15 protein-coding genes, 1 tRNA gene, 1 other RNA gene and 1 CRISPR repeat array are annotated in these 21,332 nt (G+C 66.9%); of the genes, 5 read left to right on the top strand and 12 right to left on the bottom strand.

All coding sequences use genetic code 11. From position 1 onward, the window contains the following. Nucleotides 1-105: 105 nt before the first annotated feature. The 12 genes from ACLFRB_RS05165 to ACLFRB_RS05220 form a co-directional block, all read right to left on the bottom strand. A complete protein-coding gene (locus ACLFRB_RS05165) occupies nt 106-996 on the bottom strand; it encodes a diguanylate cyclase domain-containing protein (RefSeq protein WP_411067938.1) in 891 nt (296 codons plus the stop codon). A 348-nt stretch (nt 997-1,344) separates the two neighbouring features. After that, entirely contained in the window at nt 1,345-2,613 is a 1,269-nt protein-coding gene (locus tag ACLFRB_RS05170) for an ATP-binding protein (protein ID WP_411067939.1), read from the bottom strand. A gap of 17 nt (nt 2,614-2,630) precedes the next feature. Then, the gene (locus tag ACLFRB_RS05175) at nt 2,631-5,603 is read right to left on the bottom strand and encodes a CheR family methyltransferase (RefSeq protein ID WP_411067940.1); all 2,973 of its coding nucleotides are present in this window, start codon (nt 5,601-5,603) and stop codon (nt 2,631-2,633) included. A 232-nt stretch (nt 5,604-5,835) separates the two neighbouring features. Then, a tRNA-Arg gene (locus tag ACLFRB_RS05180) sits at nt 5,836-5,912 on the bottom strand. A gap of 56 nt (nt 5,913-5,968) precedes the next feature. Next, the gene (locus tag ACLFRB_RS05185) at nt 5,969-6,751 is read right to left on the bottom strand and encodes a TIGR00282 family metallophosphoesterase (protein WP_411067941.1); all 783 of its coding nucleotides are present in this window, start codon (nt 6,749-6,751) and stop codon (nt 5,969-5,971) included. 467 nt (nt 6,752-7,218) lie between these two features. Further along, the gene (rny, locus tag ACLFRB_RS05190) at nt 7,219-8,784 is read right to left on the bottom strand and encodes a ribonuclease Y (protein WP_411067942.1); all 1,566 of its coding nucleotides are present in this window, start codon (nt 8,782-8,784) and stop codon (nt 7,219-7,221) included. 77 nt (nt 8,785-8,861) lie between these two features. Beyond that, on the bottom strand, nt 8,862-9,482 hold the full coding sequence (locus ACLFRB_RS05195) for a 5-formyltetrahydrofolate cyclo-ligase (protein ID WP_411067943.1): 621 nt from the start codon (nt 9,480-9,482) through the stop codon (nt 8,862-8,864). A gap of 4 nt (nt 9,483-9,486) precedes the next feature. Further along, a non-coding RNA gene (gene ssrS / locus ACLFRB_RS05200) (6S RNA) lies at nt 9,487-9,664 on the bottom strand. Nucleotides 9,665-9,673: 9 nt separating this feature from the next. Continuing rightward, nucleotides 9,674-10,015 carry a cell division protein ZapA gene (locus ACLFRB_RS05205; RefSeq protein WP_411067944.1) on the bottom strand — a complete coding sequence of 114 codons (342 nt, stop codon included), beginning with the start codon at nt 10,013-10,015 and terminating at the stop codon, nt 9,674-9,676. Further along, a complete protein-coding gene (locus tag ACLFRB_RS05210; RefSeq protein ID WP_411067945.1) occupies nt 10,012-10,251 on the bottom strand; it encodes a hypothetical protein in 240 nt (79 codons plus the stop codon). Before ACLFRB_RS05210 ends, ACLFRB_RS05205 begins: the two co-directional genes overlap by 4 nt. A gap of 117 nt (nt 10,252-10,368) precedes the next feature. Continuing rightward, nucleotides 10,369-12,378 carry a UvrD-helicase domain-containing protein gene (locus tag ACLFRB_RS05215; protein ID WP_411067946.1) on the bottom strand — a complete coding sequence of 670 codons (2,010 nt, stop codon included), beginning with the start codon at nt 12,376-12,378 and terminating at the stop codon, nt 10,369-10,371. Between the two features lie 7 nt (nt 12,379-12,385). After that, nucleotides 12,386-12,829: a hypothetical protein gene (locus ACLFRB_RS05220; protein ID WP_411067947.1), complete on the bottom strand. Its 444-nt coding sequence runs from the start codon at nt 12,827-12,829 to the stop codon at nt 12,386-12,388. A 240-nt stretch (nt 12,830-13,069) separates the two neighbouring features. Here ACLFRB_RS05220 and ACLFRB_RS05225 point away from each other — a divergent pair, with 240 nt between their 5' ends. The 5 genes from ACLFRB_RS05225 to cas4 all read left to right on the top strand — a co-directional run bounded on the left by ACLFRB_RS05225 (nt 13,070) and on the right by cas4 (nt 20,266). Beyond that, nucleotides 13,070-14,044, top strand: coding sequence for a helix-turn-helix transcriptional regulator (locus ACLFRB_RS05225; protein ID WP_411067948.1), 975 nt, complete (start codon nt 13,070-13,072; stop codon nt 14,042-14,044). 80 nt (nt 14,045-14,124) lie between these two features. Then, entirely contained in the window at nt 14,125-18,399 is a 4,275-nt protein-coding gene (gene cas9 / locus ACLFRB_RS05230; protein WP_411067949.1) for a type II-B CRISPR-associated RNA-guided endonuclease Cas9/Csx12, read from the top strand. A gap of 2 nt (nt 18,400-18,401) precedes the next feature. Further along, complete coding sequence (gene cas1 / locus ACLFRB_RS05235) at nt 18,402-19,388, top strand: CRISPR-associated endonuclease Cas1 (RefSeq protein ID WP_411067950.1); 987 nt, start codon at nt 18,402-18,404, stop codon at nt 19,386-19,388. Between the two features lie 4 nt (nt 19,389-19,392). Then, on the top strand, nt 19,393-19,695 hold the full coding sequence (cas2, locus tag ACLFRB_RS05240; protein WP_411067951.1) for a CRISPR-associated endonuclease Cas2: 303 nt from the start codon (nt 19,393-19,395) through the stop codon (nt 19,693-19,695). After that, on the top strand, nt 19,688-20,266 hold the full coding sequence (gene cas4 / locus ACLFRB_RS05245) for a CRISPR-associated protein Cas4 (protein ID WP_411067952.1): 579 nt from the start codon (nt 19,688-19,690) through the stop codon (nt 20,264-20,266). The genes cas2 and cas4 overlap by 8 nt, the downstream gene beginning before the upstream one ends. Nucleotides 20,267-20,509: 243 nt before the next feature. After that, nucleotides 20,510-21,275: a CRISPR direct-repeat array (repeat unit 37 nt; unit sequence GTTTCAGACCTTATCCCAGCCGGTTAACCACTGAAAC). Nucleotides 21,276-21,332 lie beyond the last annotated feature (57 nt).

Consider the following 21,332-nt stretch of genomic DNA (forward strand, 5'->3'; position numbering starts at 1 on the left):
GGCAAAGCCCCGCCGCCACCAGCAGCGGGACGAGCAGGACCCCCAGAGCGGAGAGCTGGATGCCGTCGGTGATGGGGAGCATGCGGGCCTTCTCCGCCGGGGCGGCTAGCCGGTTTGCGCGGCCTGCCCCACCGCGGGGTCCCGGAGCGAGACCCCGACCGGCTCCCCCTTCTTCCTGGCCTCCATCATCGCCTGATAGGCGCTCTGGAGCAGGGAGTCCTCATTGTCCCCATGGTGCGGATAGTAGACGGTGCCGATATGGGGGTGAACGGGGACCTGAACGCCGTCCACGGTGAAGGGGGCCTCCAGGGTGTCCCGGATCCGGGCCACCGCCTCGTTGGCCTCCGCCGGGCTTTGCAGCTTGGTCAGGAGGATAACGAAGTCCGCTCCGCCGGGCCGGGCGAGGGTGTCGGGGTCGTCGATGGTCCGCTCCAGGCGGTGGGCGATCTCCTTCAGGATCCGGTCCCCGTTGTAGTACCCCACCATGTCGTTGGTCTCCTTGAAGCCCTCGAACCCGACCCGGACCACCGCCAGGGGGGTGTCCTCGTACCGGGCGTTGCGGATGGCCTGGTCCAGCCGATCCAGCAGGAGGAGCCAATTGGGCAGGCCGGTGAGCACATCGTTGGTCACGCTGGAGCGAACCTCCCGCTCCAGGGCCTCGTTCTTGGCCTGGAGCTGGGAGGTATGGTCCATCACCATCGCCCCCGCCTCGAACGCCATCAAGGCGCTCACGTACTGGCCCCAGAAGGCGAAGACGAAGGGCATTGCGTCCAGGAACCACAGGGACGGATTGTCCTGCTGGGCCTTGAGGAGCGCGGGCGGATAGAGGGTGCCCTGATCGAGATAGGCCAACAGGGCGGTGGCCATCAGGACGGCGCCGACCCCGATGGCCATCCCGATCCAGGCATGCTTGCTGGCCCGGCGCTTCAGGAGCCTGGCGTTCTGGCGGAAGGCTTGAAAGGAATTCCCTTTGTGGGGGGCCTCTGCGGTCGTCAAGGGATCCTCCGATTGGTTCGCTGCTTTCGCCGCCCGGCGGGCGGTTTCCCGAACGGGGCGAGCCAATCTGGGGGAATGATCCGCGACCTCGGCCGAGCCTGCTCATCCCAGAGACGGCTCACCCCCCCGCGAAGCCCGGAGCAATTCCCGTGCCGCCGCGGAAGAGCCGTTCAAGCGGCCTCCGGGCGCGGCAACGCCCCGGAGGGGCGACATTCCCCGGAGGGGCTTACCAAATTTGTCACCTATTCCCCCCCGGGGTCCGATCCTCGCGGAGATCCGCCGCCCCGGTGGACCCGCGAGCGGGTCGCCATGGACGACGCCCCCGGACAATCTCTTTACCTCCCACAGCTAAGCGGCGGGCAGGCACACCAGGAAGGTGGCCCCCTGCCCTTCCCCCGGGCTCCGGGCCTCCACCCGCCCTTCGTGCAGCTCCACCAGCCGGCGGACCAGGGAGAGCCCCAGACCCAGGCCCCCGGAATTCGGATCCTGGTAGGGCTTCTGGCCGACGTCGTCGAAGATCCCGGACAAATGCTCGGGCGGGATTCCCTTGCCCGTGTCGCTGACGAAGAGCACCACCCACTCCCCTTCCCGGGTCCCGGACAGGCGAATGGTTCCCCCGGCGGGGGTGAACTTGCAGGCGTTGCGGAGGAGGTTGCTCAGGATCTGCTCCAGGCGGGTGGGGTCGGCAAAGGTGGTCAGGGGGAATTCGGGCAGCTCCACCTGCAGCCCCTGCTGCTGCTCCTCGAGCCGGGGGGAAACGGCATCCAGGGCCTGACGGGCAATCTCCCGGGCGTCCACCTCGGTCTTGCGGAGGATGAGGCGGCCCTGCTTGACCCGGCTCAGATCCAGCAGCTCCTCCACCATGCGGGCGAGGTGGTGGCTCTGCTGGCGGATGATCAGCACCGCCTCCCGGATCCGCTCGGCATCGAGCTGGTCCCAGTAGTTCAGCAGGTGCTCGCTCAGGGAGGTGATGGGGGTCAGGGGGTTGGAAAGCTCGTGGCCGAGCAGGGACAGGAACTCGTCCTTGCGCCGTTCCCCCTCCAGGAGCGCCTCCTCGTCCTGCTTGCTCTCGGTGATGTCGATCAGGGCGCTGCGATAGCGCAGCTGGTCCGGATCCGCGCCCGCCTCGGGGACCGTTTCCACCCGCACCACCCGCCGCTGGTCGCCGGCGGGGGCCAGGACCAGCTCGGTGGCCTGCCGCCCGCCCTCCCGGGCCAGGGCCCGCCGGTGGAGGAACCAGGCATCCTGGGAATCGGCGGCGATGTATTCCGAAAAAGGGCGTTCTTCCACCACACCCCGGCTGACGCCCAGCAGCTCCGTGGCCTGCCAGTTGGCCTCCAGGATGTGGCCGTGGTTGTCCAGGATGAGGTAGCCCACCGGGGCTTGCTGGAAGAGATCCCGGTAGCGGTCCCGGGCGCGCTCCAGGGCCTCCCGGATCTCCTGGAGCTCCTCGTTCTGGATGGCCAGCTCCTCCTGGTGGACCTGGAGCTCCTCCACCAGCGCCTGGGTGTCCTCCAGCGACATCACGGAGACGTCGGTTCCCCGCGCCCCCAGACGCTCGCGCGCCCGCTGTCGCAGGCTGTTCCCCTTATCGGAGGGAGATTCCTCATCGGCCATTGGGCCCTCCTTCCCCTCTAGGGGTGGGCCGTGTCCGGCGTCGCCATGGTGAGCAGGATCAGCTCGGGCTCGCCCGTTTCCCGCTGGAGCTGCCGGGCATTCAGCCAAAGGCGGCTGGGCCCCCGGCTCCCGAAATCGGCCGTCATCTCGAAATCCTGAAAGCTGGTCTCGGTGGGCAGCACCTCCTCGAGCAGGGAGCGCAGCTCGGGGTGGTCCCACTGCCCGGAGCCCAGCTGGAAGAGGGTCCGGTCCACCACCTCTTGGGGCTTGAAGCCGAACACCCGATAGAAGCCATCGTTGGCGTACTGAACCCGGAATTCGGGATCCAGCACCAGCAGCGGCTCCCGCACGGTCTGCACGATGGCGCGGAAATAGGCCTCCTTGAACTCCATGCGCTTGGCGGACTGGATGTCCTGAAAGGTGCAAACCAGCCCGCCGATCTGGTTCTGGGTGGTCCGGTAGGGCCGCAGCCGCACCAGGTACCAGTGGCCGGAGGCGCTCTGCACCTCCACCTCCTTGGGGGTAAGGGTGCTCAGGACCTCCTCGGCGTCCTCGGTCAACGCCTCGTACTGGAGCTCTGAGGTCAGCTCGTGGATGGGCCGCCCCGCGTCCATGGGCCGCAGGGAGATCAGCCGGCGCGCCGCCTCCGTGAACCGCTTGATCTGCAGGTCCTCGTCCAGGAACACGATGGCCAGCTCCGTGCTGTCCAGGAGGTTTTTCAGGTCGTCGTTGACGCCGGAGAGCTCTTGGACGCGCGACTCGAGCTCGGCGTTGACGCTGCGCAGCTCCTCGTTGAGGGACTCCACCTCCTCCTTGGAGACCTCGAGCTCCTCGTTGCTGCTCTGCAGCTCCTCGTTCATGGACTGGAGCTCCTCATTGAGGGACTGGAGCTCCTCATTGGAGCCCTGCAGCTCCTCCACCGTCACCTGCTTGTCCTGCCACGCCGCTTCCAGCTCCCGCTTCAGCTCGATGACCCGGTTCTCCGGCTCCCCCTCGGCCGGTTCGGGAGCCTGCTCCGACCCTTCCTCCGGACCTTCGGCCTGTGCGACGCCCGGGGTCCGGAACGTCACCAGGCGGAACCCCCGCAGGGCGCGGGGGTGCCGAACCATCCGGACCTCCAGCTGAACCACCTCGGACTCCCCGTCCGTAGGCAGGTGGACGGGCCGCCGCACCTCCTCCCCGCTCGTGCCTGCGATCTCGCGCAGGGCCTTGCTCAGGGGGCCCCGCAGCCCGGGACGCGCCATCTCCAGGAGCTGGTTCTGGGCGGGGCCGTGGGCAGGCTCCAGGAACCGGCCTGTACGACCATGGAAGAACAGGGCCTCCCCGCGGTCGTTCACCAGCACGCTCGGCGGACCGAACTGATTGGCCAAGAGCTGTTCCATATTCCGGGCCAGGTCCGCGGAGGGCTCCGCTTCTCCCTGCCCCTCCGCGGGCCCGGGGCGCACGCCGCGCGGGGCCTCCGGCCTTCTGCCCGGCATCCTGGGAAGCGGGTGCCCCTGCTCATCGAGCTGGGCCCGATAGATCCGCCAGCGCTTGTTCTGGACCGCGAAGACCCCACTGAACTTGTCCACCGACTCCGAGGCCCCCAGGAACAGGAGCCCCCGGGGCCGGAGCGCGTACCGGAACAGGGGCAGGAGCTGCCTTTGCAGGTCCCGCTCCAGATAGATCAAGAGATTGCGGCAGGTGATCAGGTCCAGGCGGGTGAACGGCGGATCACGCAGGGCGTTGTGCTCGGCGAACACCACCATGTCCCGGAGCTCCTTGTTGACCCGGTAGGTGTCCTGCTCGGCGACGAAATACCGGGCCAGCCGTTCCTCGGTGACGTCCTCGGCGATCCCGGCCGGATACTGCCCCGCCCGGGCGGTCTCGATGGCCATGGTGTCCACGTCGGTGGCGAAAATCTGCACCGAAGGGGCGTGCTCGAGACGCTCCAGGCATTCCGCAATGAGGATCGCCAGGGAATAGGCCTCCTCCCCGGTGGCGCATCCGATCACCCAGGCCCGGAACGCGCGCTCCTCGGCCACGGCCGCCCGGAGCCGCTCGGGGAGGAGGTCGTCGGCAAGGACCTCCCAGGCCTCCGGATCGCGGAAGAAGTTGGTGACGCTGATGATGACCTCCCGGAACAGGAGGTCCGTTTCGGCCGGATTGCGCCGCAGGTACTCCGCGTATTCTTCCGGGTCCTCGAGACGGTGCACGTGCATGCGCCGCTCGATGCGCCGCAGAAGGGTGCTTTGCTTGTAGCCGGAGAAATCGTTGCCGGTGCGCTCGCGCACCTGCTCCAGGATCCGGTCCAGGGTCTTCCAGGAAACCTCCAGCAGATCGCCGGCGGCCGGGGCCTTGCGGTGGATCAATCCCTGCAGATACGGGATCAGCGTGGCCCCCATGTCGCCCGGGGACAGCATGTAATCCACCAGGTTGGTGTCGATGGCGCTTTTGGGCATGCCCCCGAATTCCGCGGAATCGGGATCCTGCACCATCACCATCCCGCCCTCGGCCTTGACGGCCTTGATTCCCAGGGTGCCATCCGAACCCGTGCCGGAGAGCACCACCGCGGCGGCATGGCGCCCCCGGTCCGCCGCCAGGGAACGGAAGAAGGTATCCACCGCATGAGGGAGGGCCTTCCGGCGCCCGGAATCGGGGGCCGGACCATCCGGCTCCCGGGCACCCGTCTCCTTCCGCACAAGAACCCCGTCCGACAACCGCCACTCCCCCGCATCGGGAAGGGCGATGTAGACGTGGTCCGCCTGCAGGGGGGTATCCCCCTCGGCCTCCACCACCGGCAGAGCACAGCTCTGCCGGAGGATCTGGGGCAGCATGCTGCGGTGGCCCGATGGATGGTGGGTGACGATGACGAACGCCACGCCGGCCTGCTCGGGCAGGGCGGCAAGCAGCTCCTGCAGGGCCTTCAGGGAGCCCGCCGAGCCCCCGATGCCTACCACGGGAACGGAGCCGGCGGTGGGACTGGCCTCTTCGGGCGGAGACTGGCTCATGCCTTCATCCAGCCTGGTAAGGTATTCGGCCCATTGTCAGGCCCCATTTCCGATTGGTCTACCGGGGATTCGGGCCGTTCCCCCGCCCCCCGCATAAGGCCCTCTTGGCTTGAGCCTCCGATTCCATGGCTTCCCCGGGGCGGGGGGACCGGCACCTTTCCGGTGGCGGCCGGCCAAAGACAAAAAAGGGGTTTAGGCGAATGCCTAAACCCCTCAAGTACAGCGCTCCATATGGCGCGCGATGCAGGATTCGAACCTGCGACCTTCGGCTCCGGAGGCCGACGCTCTATCCAGCTGAGCTAATCGCGCTTGGTCAAGGGCGGAATACTACCCGGATTCCGGCCCGGCTGTCCAGCCATGGCGGGCTATTCCTCCTCGCTGACGCGGATGCGGCGGATGCCGGTGCAGGCGCCGGTCTCCTCGTCCACCTGCACCAGCACGGAGTTCAGCTCCGCCGGGCCGCTGGCGGCCTCGAAGCGCTCCGGCAGCTTGTGGACCATGCGCTTCAGGACGTTCTCCTTCTTGATGCCGATCACCGAGTCGAAGGTGCCGGTCATGCCCACGTCCGAGATGAAGCCGGTGTGGCCCTTGAGGATGCGCTCGTCGGCGGTGGGCACGTGGGTGTGGGTGCCCACCACCACGGAGGCGCGCCCCGCCAGGTGCCAGCCCATGGCCCACTTCTCGCTGGTGGTCTCGCAGTGCATGTCCACGAACACGGTCTTCACGTGGTCCGGCTTCTCGGCGAGGATCCGGTCGGCGGTCTGGAAGGGGCAGTCCACGGGGTCCATGAAGACCCGGCCCATGAGGTTGAGGATGCCCACCGGCTCGCCGGAGGCGCTCTCGTAGATGTACCAGCCCCGCCCCGGCGTCGTCGGGGGGTAGTTCTGCGGGCGCAGCAGCCGCCGCTGGCGGCCGATGTAGGGCTGGGTCTCCTTCTTGTCCCAGATGTGGTTGCCGGAGGTGATCACGTCGGCCTTGGCCAGGATCTCCTCCCCCATCTCCTCGGTGATGCCGAAGCCGCCGGCGGCGTTCTCGCCGTTGACGATCAGCAGGTCCACGTCCAGACGTTGCTTGAGGTGGTCGATTCGATCCCGGAAGATCCGGCGGCCGGGCTTGCCGAAGATGTCGCCCACAAAAAGGATATTCATCGTTGTTCCGCGTCCTGGTTCCAGAAAAAATCGCTACCGTCGGCCACCTGGGGCCGGCGGCCGTAGGAGCCCGCTTTAGCGGGCGATTGCCCGGCTACGCACTGGGGGCAAATTTCGATCGCGCCCGAAAAGTGCGCTCCCACAAACCGCCTACGTCTAGCACCCAAGGGACATTGTGGGAGCGGACCCCGGCCGCGACGCCCTTGGCGAAAGAAGCATGTCGCAGCCACTGGCTGCTCCCACAGAAGCCGGGCAAAGGTGCCCCTGGGGTCGAAACGGGCCGTTGCGGGAGCGGTCCGTGGCCGCGACGGCCCGCTGTGGGAGCGGTCACTGACCGCGACGCCGTTGGCAAAAGAAGCCTGTCGCGGCCACTGGCCGCTGCCACAAAAAACCCACATCCGTAGGAGCCCGCTGAAGCGGGCTCCTACATGGGACCGCACCCGGCCGCCAATGTCCCAGCATGCCCCCTAATGGGCCACCTCGGTGGCCCGGGTCTCGCGGATGACGGTGACCTTGATCTCGCCGGGGTAGGTGAGCTCGTCCTCGATCTCGTGGGCGATCTTGCGCGAGAGCAGGAACGCCCCCTGGTCGTCCATCTCGTCCTGGCGGGCGATCACCCGCAGCTCCCGCCCCGCCTGCAGGGCGTAGGCCTGGGCCACGCCCGGGAAGCGCCCGGCGATCGCCTCCAGCTCCTCCAGGCGCTTGATGTAGCTGGTCATCTGCTCCCGGCGCGCGCCCGGGCGGGCGGCGGACAGGGCGTCGGCGGCGTGGATCAGCGGCGTGTAGGGGGAGATGGCGTCCACGTCGAAGTGGTGGCCCTCGATGGCGTTGACCACCTCCGCCTTCTCCTTGTACTTGCGCCCCAGGTCGCCGCCAATGGCCGCGTGGCCGCCCTCGTGCTCGTGGTCCACCGCCTTGCCGATGTCGTGGAGCAGGCCGGCGCGGCGCGCCAGCACCGGGTCCAGACCCAGCTCGGCGGCCATGATGCCGGCGAAGTGGGCCACCTCGATGGAGTGGTGGAGCACGTTCTGGGTGTAGCTGGTGCGGAACTTGAGCTGGCCGACGATGTTCACCAGGTCCTCGGGGACCCCGTGGACGTCGGCGTCCATCAGGGCGTTCTCCCCGGCCTCCTTGACCTCGGCGTCCATGGCCTCCTGCTGCTTCTTCACCGCCTTCTCGATGCGCTCCGGGTGAATGCGGCCGTCCTCCACCAGCTCCTCCAGGACGCGCACGGCGATGGTGCGGCGCATGGGATTGAAGCAGGAGACCACCACCGCCCCGGGCGTGTCGTCGACGATGATGTCCACGCCCAGCTCGCGCTCCAGGGCGCGGATGTTGCGGCCCTCGCGGCCGATGATGCGGCCCTTCATCTCGTCGCCGGGGAGGGTGACCACCGACACCGTGCGCTCGGCCACGTACTCCCCGGCCCAGCGCTGGATGGCCGTGGCCATGACGTCGACGGCCTTGGCCTGGGCGCGCGCCTTGGCGTCGGCCTCCACCTCGCGGACGTAGCTCTCGGCCTCGCGGCGGGCGTCGTCCTTCAGCACGGCCACCAGCTCCTTGCGGGCGTCCTCCAGGCTGTAGCCGCTCACCTCCTCGAGGCGCTTCTTGCGCTCCTCCTCAAGCCGGTCCACCTCCCGGCCGCGCTCCTCCAGGTCCTTCTTCTCCTGCTCCAGGCGGTTCTCCCGCTCGACCAGGTGGGTCTCCTTCTCGTCGAGGGCCTCCAGCTTGCGGATGACCTTCTCCTCCCGCTCCCGGCTCTCGCGCTCGCGCTCGGTCACCTCCTCCAGGCGCTTTTTGGCCTCCGCCTCCCGGGCCTCGGCCCGCTCCTCGGCCTTGCGCTCCGCCTCCTCGCGGATCTCCTGCTCCCGCCGTAGGAGGTTGCGCTCCAGGTCCTCCTCCAGGCGCTGCCGCTCCTCGGCGAGCCGGTCCTCCAACGCCTGCCGGGACCGCCGGGAGCGTATATGCATCCCTGCGCCCGTCGGCACCGCCCCCAGGAGCAGGCCGACGGCCAGTCCGATCAAGGTTTCCACCGTGTATCCTCCGCATCATTGGTCACCAACCCGGCGGCGCGCGGCCGCCGGCACGACCTCCATCTCCGCATTCGTCGTCAACGAAAACTGCTCCACCCCGGGTACAGGCCCGCCTCGCTGGCGACCCCGTCCACCGGGATGTCCCACGGCTCCTCGGGGAGCCATTCCCGTTTCTGCAGCTCCAGGGCCAGGCCAAACACCCGCGGCCGCCGCCACAGCGTCAGGTGGCGGCGGTGGGCCAGGGTGCGATCGTAGAAGCCGCCGCCCATGCCGAGCCGGCCGCCTTCGGGGGTGAAGGCCACCAGGGGGGCGTAGATCACGTCGAGCCGTCGCGGCCCCACCCAGAAGGCGCGGGGCACCGCGGGCTCGGGGATGCCGAAGCGGTTGGGCAGCAGGGGGGTGTCGGGGGTGTAGGGGGCGAAGGCCAGCCGGCCCCCGAGCTTGGTGTCGATCACCGGCAGGAAGCAGCGCTTGCCCAGCTTCCGGGCGCGCTCCACCAGGTAGCGGGGATCCAGCTCCCCGTCGGCGGCCAGGTAGAAGGCCACCCGTTCGGCCCGGTGGAAGGCCCCCGTGCGGGCCACGAACCGAGCCGCCGCCTGGCTCTTGCGGCGCACCTCGCGGCGGGACAAGGCCCGGCGGGCCTTGCGCACCTCCGTGCGGATCCGCCGCTTCTTGGTGGCGCTCGATTCGTTATGCATAAAAACATCCCCCGCTGGTGCCGCTACGCCGCGTATTTGAACCCACGCTCAACAAGTGGGTGCCCCGTTAACGCTTCCGGAACCCGGCGTCCGGGCTCTCTTCCACGTCAAGTGAGGGCTCCCTGGGTTCAAAAGTGTTGGTTCAAGTTACGCTTCGGCTTTTGCGAACACCGCAGGGGATGTCAAATCGGCTATTCGGCTGTTCGGTCGGCGAGCCCGTCCTCGTCGTCGCTCTCCTCGTCCAACAGGCGCTGGACCGTCTCCAGCATCCGGGAAGTCCGGGCTCCTACCTCTTCCGCCTCCTCGCGTCGCCTGTCCTGTACCTCGAACAGCTCGTTGGCGATATTCAGCGCCGTCACCACGGCAACCCGGTCGGTACCCAGGGCGGCCCCGGAATCGCGCACCTCCCGCATCTTCTCGTCCACGAACCGGGCCAGCCGCTCCAGGCGATCCCGCTCGTTGGCCGGACACCGGACCGGATACTCCTTGCCCAGGATCACGACCGGTACGGTTTCGGTGCCGTCCTTTTTCATTCGCCGCCCGCGATCGCCCCGTCCACCCGGCGAAGGAGGGCCGCCAACCGCTCGCGCAGCCGGCCGCGCTCCGCCTCCAGGTCCTGGTTGCGCTGCCGCAGCCCGTCAACCTGCCGGCGGAGCGCCTCGCAAGACTCCAGCTCGCGGTTCAAGCGATCCCGTTCCGCCCGCAGGTCGTTGATCTCCGCCGCCAATCGGGCCAGCTCGGCCTCGAGCTGCGCCAGCCTATCACGCACGAACTCCCCTTACAGGAAACGGTGCTCGTCACATGCGGCCCTATTGTGGCCTATATGCAAGCGGCAATAAAGCGGACACTAATGATGTCCGCATCGTGGGACCGCACGGGCGGGAATTTAGTTCAGCAGGTTGCGCATCTGGTCGAGGCTGGCGGCGCCCAGGGCCTGGTTCTCCTCGGGGTCCTCGGCCTCCAGGCGGTCGAAGCGCAGCTCCTCGGCGGGGAGCTCGTCGAGGAACCGGGACGGCTCGCACTCCAGGGTCTCGCCGTAGCGCCGGCGGCTGCGCGCCCAGGAGAGCGTGAGGCCGTATTGTGCACGGGTGAGCCCCACATAGGCCAGCCGCCGCTCCTCCTCCAGCGAGCCCGCCTCCAGGCTGTTGCGGTGCGGCAGGATCTCCTCCTCCATGCCCACCAGGAAGACGTAGGGGAACTCCAGGCCCTTGGCGGTGTGCAGGGTCATCAGGTGCACGCCGTCGGCCTCCTCCGCCTCCTCCTGGCGGTCCAGGGCGGACAGCAGGGTGAGCCGCCGCACGAAGCCCCCCATGAGGTCGTCCTCGGTGTCCTCGTTGTCCTCGCGGAAGCGGTCCAGCCAGTTGAGCAGGTTGTCCACGTTCCCGGCGCGGCGCTCGGCGCCCTTGTCGCTCTCGGCGCGCTCGGCGAGGAAGTCCTTGTAGGCGATCTCCTCCACCAGGTCGCGGGCCGCCTGACCGGGATCGTCGCTGTCGCAGCGTTCGCCGTAGGTGTCGATGAGCCCGGCGAACTCCGCCAGCCCGGCCGCCGCCCGCTTGGGCAGCTGGTCGCGCAGGGCCGGGTCGCCGGCGGCGGCGCACAGGCTCAGCCCCGCCTCGCTGGCCAGCCCGGCGAGGCGCTCCAGGCTCTCCGCCCCCACCCCGCGCCGCGGGGTGTTCACCGCGCGCAGGAAGGCCATGTCGTCGTCGGGGTTGGCCAGCAGGCGCAGGTAGGCCACCACGTCGCGGATCTCGGCGCGGTCGAAGAAGGACATGCCGCCGTAGAGCTGGTAGGGAATGCCCTGGTCGCGCAGGGCGCGCTCCAGCTCGCGGGACTGGTGGTTGGAGCGGTAGAGGATGGCGTAGTCGCCGTAGCGGGTGGCGTTCTGGAAGCGGTGGCGCAGCAGCGCGGAGATCACCCGCTCCGCCTCGTGCTCGGCGTCCTTGGCCTCCAGCACCTGGATGGCCTCGCCGCCGCCGCGCTCCGACCACAGGCGCTTCTCGAACAGGTGCGGATTGTTGGCGATCAGGCAGTTGGCGGCGTTGAGGATGCGGCCGCTGCAGCGGTAGTTCTGCTCCAGCTTCACCACCTGCAGGGCCGGGTAGTCGCTCTGCAGGTGGTGGAGCAGCTCCGGCGAGGCGCCGCGCCAGGCGTAGATGGACTGGTCGTCGTCGCCCACCACGGTGAGGTTGCCGTCGTCCCCGGCCAGCTTGCGCATGAGGGCGTACTGGGCGCCGTTGATGTCCTGGAACTCGTCCACCAGCAGGTGGCGGCAGCGCTCCCGCCAGCGGTCGCCCACCTCCGGGTGCTCCTCGAACAGCCGCACCGGCAGATTGATCAGGTCGTCGAAGTCCACGGCGTTGTGGGCGTGCAGGGACTCCTGGTAGCGGGCGTAGACCCGCGCGGCGCGCAGGTCGTGGTCATTGGCGGCCTGCTCCAGGGCCGCCTCCGGCCCCACCAGGTCGTTCTTCCAGTCGGAGATGCGGGTGCGCACCTCGTCGGGCTGGGTGGCGCCGAAGTTGCCCGTCTCCTGCATGAGCCCCCGCACCAGGCCGATCTGGTCCTCGGTGTCGAAGATGGAGAAGGGCTCGCGGTAGCCGAGCCGCTTGATCTCCCGCTGCAGGATCTTCATGCCCAGGCGGTGGAAGGTGGACACGGTGAGGCCGCGCGCCGAGTCCCCCGCCAGGCGCTCGCGGACCCGGCCCTCCATCTCCTTGGCCGCCTTGTTGGTGAAGGTGACGGCGATGATGGAGCGCGCCGGCAGGCCCTCGGATTCGATCAGGTGGGCGATCTTGGCGGTGATCACGCGCGTCTTGCCCGAGCCCGCCCCGGCCAGCACCAGCAGGGGGCCGGTGGTGGTGCGCACGGCGCTGCGCTGCTGCGGATTGAGGCCTTCCATGCCCGCGTCAGTCCGGGGCGCCGATGCGGATCATGCGCTGCCACCACGATCCCTGGCCCTCCTCCCGGGCGGGGGCGAAGACCTCCGGATCCACGACGTAGCGGCTCAGCACCACCCACGGCGGGATGGGGTCGCCGCCCACGCGGCAGGCGTCCCCCGCCCGCTTGGGGTGGAACAGCTTGATCAGGCGGGGCTCCTCGGCGTCGTCCACGAAGGCCAGATTGCAGTAGTCCCCCTTCTTGAGCCGCCGCATCTCGCCGAGGCGCTCGCGCAGACGCGCCGCCGCCTCACCGGCGCCGAGCTTCTCCACCTCCGCCGCGGCCCCGGCCTCCGGCGAGACCGCGTACCAGGGCCCCTCCCCGGCCGCCACGCGGTCGGCCACCGCCTCCGCCTGCTCCCAGCGGATGCAGCCGGTGAAGCTGCCCCAATAGCGTTCCGCGAACTCGCTCATCCCGTGCCCCCTCGCACCGCCAAAGGGAGGATTGTAGCCGAGTCCCGCCGCTCCCGCGCAAGCGCCCCGTGTCCCCCCGCCCGGCTGGACACCGTGGCGGTCCCGGACTATGGTCCGAATTCAAAGGGTTAGCCCCAACCCTCCTCCGGGATTTCCCTTTCTGAAGGCCGACACGCGGGGAACACTCCCGCACCGCCTCCCGCTCCCCGGAGGCGCTGATTACCCAAAAGGGGCCCGGCCATGAGCCAGACCGACCGCATCTACCGGATCGACCGCCTCCTCCGCGAGCGGCGACGGCCCATTTCCCAGCGGCAGCTCGCCGAGGAGCTGGAGGTCTCCCCCGCCACCGTGAAGCGGGACATCGAGCACCTGCGCAACATGGGCGCCCCCATCCCGCCGGGCAACCGGACCGGCGGCTACTGGTACGACCCCGAGGCCCCCGCCTTCGAGCTGCCCGGCCTGTGGTTCAACGAATCCGAGCTGTACGCCCTGCTCGCCGCGGAGCGGCTCCTGGAGGCCGTGCAGCCGGGCGTCCTCCGCCCCCAGCTCGGCCGCCTGAAGGGGCGGGTCCGCGAGCTGCTGGGCGCCAGCGGCCACGAGGCCGCCACGGTCAGCCGGCGCATCCGCCTCCAGCCCATGGGCGCCCGCCCCACCGACCCCGACCTCTTCGGCGCCATCGCCGGCGCCGTCCTCGCCGGCCACCGCCTGAAGCTCGCCTACCACAGCCGCCACCGCGACGAGACCACCCACCGCCGGGTGCATCCCTACCGGCTCAACCACTACCGCGACAACTGGTACCTGCTGGCCTGGTGCGAGCGCGCCGGGGACTACCGGCTGTTCTCCCTGGACCGCGTGCGGACCGCCACGGACACCGGCGAGCCCGCCGCCCCCGCCGACGAGGACGCCGTGGACCGCCACCTGGGCGCCGCCTTCGGCATCTTCGCCGGCGAGGCCCGGGAGTGGGCCGTGCTGCGCTTCACCCCCGAGGCCGCCCGCTGGGCCGCCGAGGAGACCTGGCACCCGGACCAAGTGGGCTACTGGCGCGCCGACGGCTACGAGCTGCAGGTGCCCTACTCCGACGAGCGCGAGCTGGTGATGGAGATCCTCAAGTACGGGCCGGACTGCGAGGTGGTGGCGCCGGAGGGGCTGAGATCCAGAGTCACGCAACGCCTACAGGAAGCGGTAGAGATTTACGGGTTGCGACCAAAAGACTGATATCAGGGTCATCATGTGAGCCCGGACATAGGTTTTAATCCATCTGATAGCCCTTTAAGGTTAGGGAGAGGAGTTTGCACATGGACCGCATATCCCCAGTCGCGGTTGACCTCGGCGCCCGCTACAGCGGCGTCTTCATGGCTGACTTCAGCCCGGGCGAGGACCCGGCATCCGGGGCGCGCGAGGGCCGGGTCCTGCACGTCAACCCGGACAACTATGAGCTGATGCAGCGCAACCGTCGGCAGATGCGCCACATGCGCCGAAACCACAAGCGGCGCAAGCTGGCCAAGCGCCTGGCCCGGCTCATCCTGGAACAGCACTACGGCCTGGACCTTTTGGCGGACATCGGCGGGAACCAGCGGCTGGGAGACTTCATCAACGGCCTGCTCAACAGGCGGGGCTATACCTACGGCGTGGATGACGAGACCGATTCGGAAACCCAGTCCCGCCTGGGGCGTAGCAGCCGCACCCTGGTCCACGATCTGTTCCCGGAACTCGCGGCACCGGAATCCGGGGTGGAGTACCCCACGCTCGAACGGGTGCTGGCGGATCTAAGCGAGGATCCGGAGCAGGTCCGGGAGCTGGCCGAGGACGAACGGCTGAGCTACCCGAAAAAGGCGTCCCAGCTCTTCAAGAAGATCCCCGAGGATCTTTCGTCCCGCTACGAGGCCGAGAAGGAGGAACAGGCGGCCATCTACCAAGCTTTCCGGCAGGCGGTACAGGGCCTGGACAAGGCCCAGATAGAAGGCCACCACCCCCGGAAAAGCTACCTGGAGAACATCCGCCGGGATATCGCCGAGAAAGGGCGCCTTAACCCTCACCTGGAGGCCGCAGGCCTCACCCCGGCCCAGCTCTGGCACCTCCTCGGCCATATCAGCAACCTCCAGCTCCGGCCTCTTCGCTGGTACTTCGACGACCCGCGCATGAAGGAAGGCGTCTACTGGGACGAGGCCCGGCTGGCCCGCGTTTTCCGCCGCTGGCTCAAGGGATGGCGCCCCGCACGGGACAGCCAGGAGGCGAAAAACCGGCGCGAACTGCTCCGGGCCACCGGTGAGCGGGTCCTAGAGGTTTGGCTGAGCCACCATCCTGAGAAAACCATCCCGCCCTACGAGAACCAGAACAACCGGCGGCCGCCGGAGTGCATGAGCCTGTTATGCGACCCCGCAAGGCTGGACGAGGCGCTGCCCCTCTGGGAGACCATCGCCGCCAAGCTGGAGCGGGCCCGTCCGGAGCTGGCCGAATCCCTCCATGAGAAGGGCCCCCGGGAGCGCAACGCGCGCCTCCTCCAGCGCGCCCTAGACCGGACCCGGGAATCGGACCCCTATCTGCTGTTCAGCTTGGCCCACGCGGAGGGATCCCTCAGCAATCCGCAACAGGAGGCACGGGATACTCTGGCCCGCCACATTGGAAGGCAGCACGTCGAAGGCCTCCTGGAGCTGGCGCGGCGCTACTACGACGAATCCCGCCAAGCCCGGGAGGGGTATTGGCCCGAGAGCCGCCCCGTAAATTTACTCCGCCGTTGCGGCAAGCACCCGCCGCACAAGGCCAATCAACTAGGGGTTCTGCTCGGCCAAATCCTGCGCATGCCCTCCACCGACCCGGACAGCGTGGCAGCCGCCATGGAAGAGAAGCTGGATAGCCGCTCCACCGTCCGCAGTGTCGCCGCCCGCGCGGCCGAAATGCAGAAGGAAAAGGGCAACGGGCTCAAGGCGATCTACGAGCAGTCGGCTCCCCGTCCCAAGAAGAAGCGATCCACGGATGAGAAGAAAGTCGTCACCCTCTTCGAGCAATCTCAGCGCGCAGCCGAAATCATCGGGGAGCATCTCGGCCACAACCCCGAAGCGGTGCGCCGCTACAGCAATCCCTTCAGCCTGGCCCAGCTCCACAACCTGCTGAGCGGTGACCTCCACGGTTTCTCCAAGACCTGCAAGACCTGCACGGCGGACAACGCAGGCCGCAACCTGAGCCCCGAAGAAGGAGAAGGAGATGCCGCCCTGGCGTTGCGCCTGCCTGCGGACAGCAACCGCCCCTTCGACGGCGTGGTGGACCGTGCCCTAACCCTGCAGGCCCGCATTCTGGCTCGGGCCAAGGCGGAACAGATCCGGGCTGCAGGGAGTGCCGAGGAGGAAATTTTCGTCCCGGTGCTCATCGAACAGAACCGGTTCGAGATGACGGCAGGCAAGGACGCCCTAAAAGGGAGACGGCCTACCGGAGAAACCCGCTCCACAGCCACCAAGAACGACCGGGTCAAGGAGGCCTCCGCGGGGGTCTGCCCCTACACCGGGGACCCCCTTGGCGAAGGCGGGGAAATCGACCACATCGTGCCGCAGTCGGGAACGCAAAAATTCCAGGGGACGGTTTTTCAGTCCGAAGCGAACCTCATCTATTGCAGCGCCCGCGGCAACCAAGCCAAGGGGGACCAGCTCTACACCCTGGATGACCTCCACTCGGACTACCTGAGTGCGCAGTTCGGCACCGATGACCGGAGAGTCGTCGCCGAGAACATCCGGGAAACCCTCCAGCCTTTTCTGCTTGAGACGCGCAGCTTCACCAGCCTCCACGACCTGGAGTCCGGGGCGCAGCGGGCCCTGCGCCATGGCCTGTTCCTCCCCGACCTCCGCGACGGACTTCTGCGGCTGCTGGCCAGCTACCACAAGGCCCGGGTCAACGGCACGCAGGGCTGGTTCGTCCGCCGCTTCGAGCGGGCCCTACGCGAGGAGCTGCCCGGCCGCGCCATCACCGTCCGCCCCTACCGGGTGCTGGCCGACGACATTCGCGCCCAGCGCCAGATCCTCGGCATGGTGCGGCCCGAGGTGGCCAAGCCGGAGGAGGGGCCCCAGCCCCTGGCAAGCCACGCTATCGACGCCCTGATGGCCTTAGTGGCGGGCCTGGAGCAGCCCAGGGTCAGCCTGGACCTGCACCTTCCCCCACCCCCGGACCACGAGCGGGGCGCCTGGATGGAGCGGTGGCTCCCGAAGCAAATCGCCGTGGACCGCATGGGGGCCCGGCCCATTTCCCGCAAGGCACCGGTCTCGGGCAAGCCGCTGTTGAAGAGCAATCACTTCGGTGAACGATTCCTGCCCGTGATTCTCGACGCCGAAGGAAGGCTTGGCTTCGGGTTCAGCCGGGGCAACGCCGCCTTTGTTCAAGGGGACGGCGCCCCCTGGTTTAACCTTCTGCGCCCGTTTCTAACCTTCGCGGGAGACACAGTGGAAGGGGACTTCCCCCGGTGGGCCACCGAAGCAGGGAGCCACCCACGGGGATATCTCTACTTCCCAGTGGACAGGGAAAAGGCCGTGAAGGCCCTAACCATGGTCAATCAACAACTCGGCCGCGGAGAAGAGCCATCGGCCGATGATCAAAACCGCGCACGGGGGCTGGAGGCCCTGCGCTATACCATCCGCAAACAGCCGGTTTCGACCTTTGTTAAAGATTCCCGCCGACCACAATTCAGGACCCGGGAGGCCCTGGAAAAAGACATCACCAAAAAGAGCCAAATCAAGGTGGAGCCCCAAACCTTCAGCGGCTTGCCCCGCGACTTGGCCCGCCCCGAAAAAACCGAAGTGGTCCTGCCCTTTCGTGCGGACTGGCTTGCCGTCCTGGATGACCCGGAGCTGGCTTCCGCCCTGGGCGGCGAGGCAAAGGAGTTCAACTGGAAGGGATTCCACGAGCGCCGTTTCCCCCGCAGCCGGCCCAACCGCCAGCACCAGGGGGTGCGCAAGGTCTTTTCCCTCCCCCTGCGGGATGACCCGTCCGGCGGGGTCCGGCTGCACCGAAAACATCCCGAAGGCCAGGATATAGCCCAGCTTGCCGAAACCGAAACTGGGCCTGGAAAAGGCCAGTTCGCCGGCTTCTGGGTGGACCCCAAGGGCAAATGGAACGCGCGCCCGTTGGACGAAATTCAACTAAGCACAGGCGCGACCCTTAGCCAAGCTTCCCCACGGCCTGCCGAGGTATCGCACGAGATTCTTCTCCACGAATGGCGGACCCTCCTTCCCAGATCCAGCCTAGGCGATTCGCGGGTTAGAGAGGTGCTGGCCGCGCCCACTGACAGTTCCCCACGGTTCCGGATACAGCTCACCACGGACTGGCCGCTTCTCAAGGAAATCCTTAGCCAGATGAATGTATCTTTGGAATCGCCCTTTGCCCTACCTCCCGCCCTGGAATTCCGAGGCCGGGGGAAAGATCTGCAAGCCGCATTGGGGGCCAAAACCGATGCCTGTCTGGCAAAGCTCCGAACGGATACCACGCCATCCCTGGCGGTTGTTGGCCTGGGGGATACGGTAACCGTGGAATACACCATCGCTGGAGACAGCCGGCTCAAGAGTTGGTATCTCCAGGGAGACCCCGTCTAGCCATGCACCTCAGCGTAGTGGAACGCGGCCATTTCGTGGGCCTCCGGGGATCGCGAGTTGTGGTGTCCGCCGACGGGGCGTCCTTAACCGAATGCCCCCTGAACCGCCTCAAGACCCTCACCATTGCCAGGGACGGGGTTGGGCTTTCCAGCAACCTTGTCACACAATGCGCCGCGCGAGGTATTCGTCTGTTTTTTCTTGATTTTCGCGGCCAGGTAGCCGCCGCCCTCAGCGGTCTTGATCAGCACGCCGTAGTGGGTGTTCGACGGGGCCAGTTCGAGACCCTTGCCGACGACCAACGGGCGGCCTTTTTGGCTAGCGCCTTCGCCCGGGGGAAGATTCACAACCAGCGCTCTGTCCTGCTCTATTTCGCCAAATACCACCGCCAAGCAGGTGATGCTCACCTGCGGCCAGCCGGAGCCAGGTTGCATCAGGCAACAGAAGAGGCAAAGCGGGCAACAAAGGCGGCTGACAACTGGCGAGAGCGCCTGATGGGTGTGGAAGGGGCCGCAGCCAGTAACTATTGGGCCGCCCTGGCCCGTACTTCCCTTCTAGGCGAAAAATTTTCGGGCCGGCACCACCGAGGCGCCGACGACGTTGCCAACCAAGCCCTTAACTACGGGTATGCGGTGCTAAGCTCCCGGGTTTGGTCTTGCATCAGCAACGCCGGGCTGGAGCCTTTCGCCGGCTTCCTACACACCGAGCGTGCCGGCAAACCCTCTCTTGTGCTCGACGTCATGGAGGAGTATCGGCCCTGGGTGGTGGACCGCTCATTGGCAAAGCTGCGGCGACTGCTAAACAGCAAAGACGGGCTGGATACCTCTTTGAAGCGCCGTCTTATCGCAGAAATCGACGGGACCCTGGCCCGGCGTTACCCCTATCAAGGCAAGCGGGTAACCCTGGAGAGCATCATGCAGCGACAGATTTACCGGCTAAGCGGCGCCCTCATAGGCGAGCGTCATTACAAGCCCTACCTGTTCCGGTGGTAGCGCAATGGACCCTCGATTCTTCCATGAAGTCATCGTCTGCTACGACGTGCGCGCCAACCGGAGCCGTCAGAAGCTATTTGAGGCTCTCAAGGACCTTGGCCTAGTTCCGGTACAGCGTTCCGTAATGTGGGGTATGCTCAACCGGGCGGAGAAAGGGGCGGTACTCCGACTGTTCCGTGAGCACCTGGACACCGATACCGATCGAGCCTTTCTGCTGGAGGGGGACCTTCGAGAGGCAGTAGGGAAATACGGTTTCGGCCACAGCCAGGAAGAGCTTGTGCCTCCGGGAGACGCCTACAGTGTTTGAAGATTCCATTCCCGTCGGCCTTCTCCGGCAGCACCTGTTCTGCCCCCGAATACCCTTCTATACAGAGGTTATGGGGCTGCGACCGGAATGGCCGCCTTGGGTGGACCAAGGCCTCGACTATCATCATAAGGAACGCAAGCGCGCCAGGGAACGCCTGGAACGGCGCTTCGGTAGGACGAAACCTGACTGGAGGCGGGATGTCTCAATAAAAAGTGTAAAGTGGAGCCTGCACGGGCGCCTGGACGGCGCCGCTATCACAGCAGCCGCCGTTTATCCTGTGGAGTTCAAACTGCGCTGGCAGCCAGCAAAGAAGGCGCATCGGGTCCAGATCACTGCATACGCCCTTTTGGCCGAGGAATATTGGAACCGACCGGCACCCGCAGGGTTTGTCCTGGGAGCGCAACGAAAAATTCGCCGAATATCCGTTGATGAAGAAGCCAGGGAGGAGGTTCTAAAAGAGCGGGACCAGCTCGTTGGAACCCTGAACAGCACCCGCAAGCCCGAGACGCCAGCCGCGGAAAGTCAATGCGCTCAGTGCGAGTTCTTCAACTTCTGCAACGACCGTAGCTAAAAAAGGCCGACCCCTATCGGCGCCGGCCTCAAAATCCAGGAAGAACCCGCCATGCAAATGCAGTTGGGCGAGCCAGAATCCTTCCCCTTGGTGATTTCAGGGTATCAACCCTGGGATAAGGTCTATCAGGATAGTAACCTCGGTTCGCAAAAACTGCAACCCAACTTCCCGAAAGAGATTTTCGACCCCTTGCCCCTGCCCGCCCTTCCCAAGCAACTGAAAAGAGGGAAAGGGATGGTGGGGGTTTCAGACCTTATCCCAGCCGGTTAACCACTGAAACCTTTATGCGCACCTCGTACTGCGCCCGGGAGCCGGTGTTTCAGACCTTATCCCAGCCGGTTAACCACTGAAACTCGGCGGTGTCGTCGTCCAGGCCCTCCTCAAGGGTGTTTCAGACCTTATCCCAGCCGGTTAACCACTGAAACAAACCTCTCGCCCCCCTTTTCCTTGCACACGAACGTTTCAGACCTTATCCCAGCCGGTTAACCACTGAAACCACCAGCCTGACGTTCGTGGACCCCGTCACCGGCCGTTTCAGACCTTATCCCAGCCGGTTAACCACTGAAACAACAGCATCCCGCCGACGCGGTGGAGGACGGGGAGCTGGGTTTCAGACCTTATCCCAGCCGGTTAACCACTGAAACGGCAGCCGTCCCAGGAGGAGATCGACCGCCGGACGGAGTTTCAGACCTTATCCCAGCCGGTTAACCACTGAAACGGTGCCTGGATATGGTCAATGGTCAGCTTGTATTGAGTTTCAGACCTTATCCCAGCCGGTTAACCACTGAAACACGACCGGGGCGGCCCCACCCACTACGGCATTACCGTTTCAGACCTTATCCCAGCCGGTTAACCACTGAAACTCGCCATGACCGGCGTGGCCACCGCCGCCACCGGCCGTTTCAGACCTTATCCCAGCCGGTTAACCACTGAAACTGACGCCATCATCGACGAGATCCTCGCCGCCGAGGGGTTTCAGACCTTATCCCAGCCGGTTAACCACTGAAACCACCAGCCGGTCCTTGGTGTTGCCGAGGTCCTGCGTTTCAGACCTTATCCCAGCCGG

Origin of the sequence: Thiohalorhabdus sp. (assembly GCF_046545655.1) — a bacterium.
Lineage (GTDB): Bacteria > Pseudomonadota > Gammaproteobacteria > Thiohalorhabdales > Thiohalorhabdaceae > Thiohalorhabdus.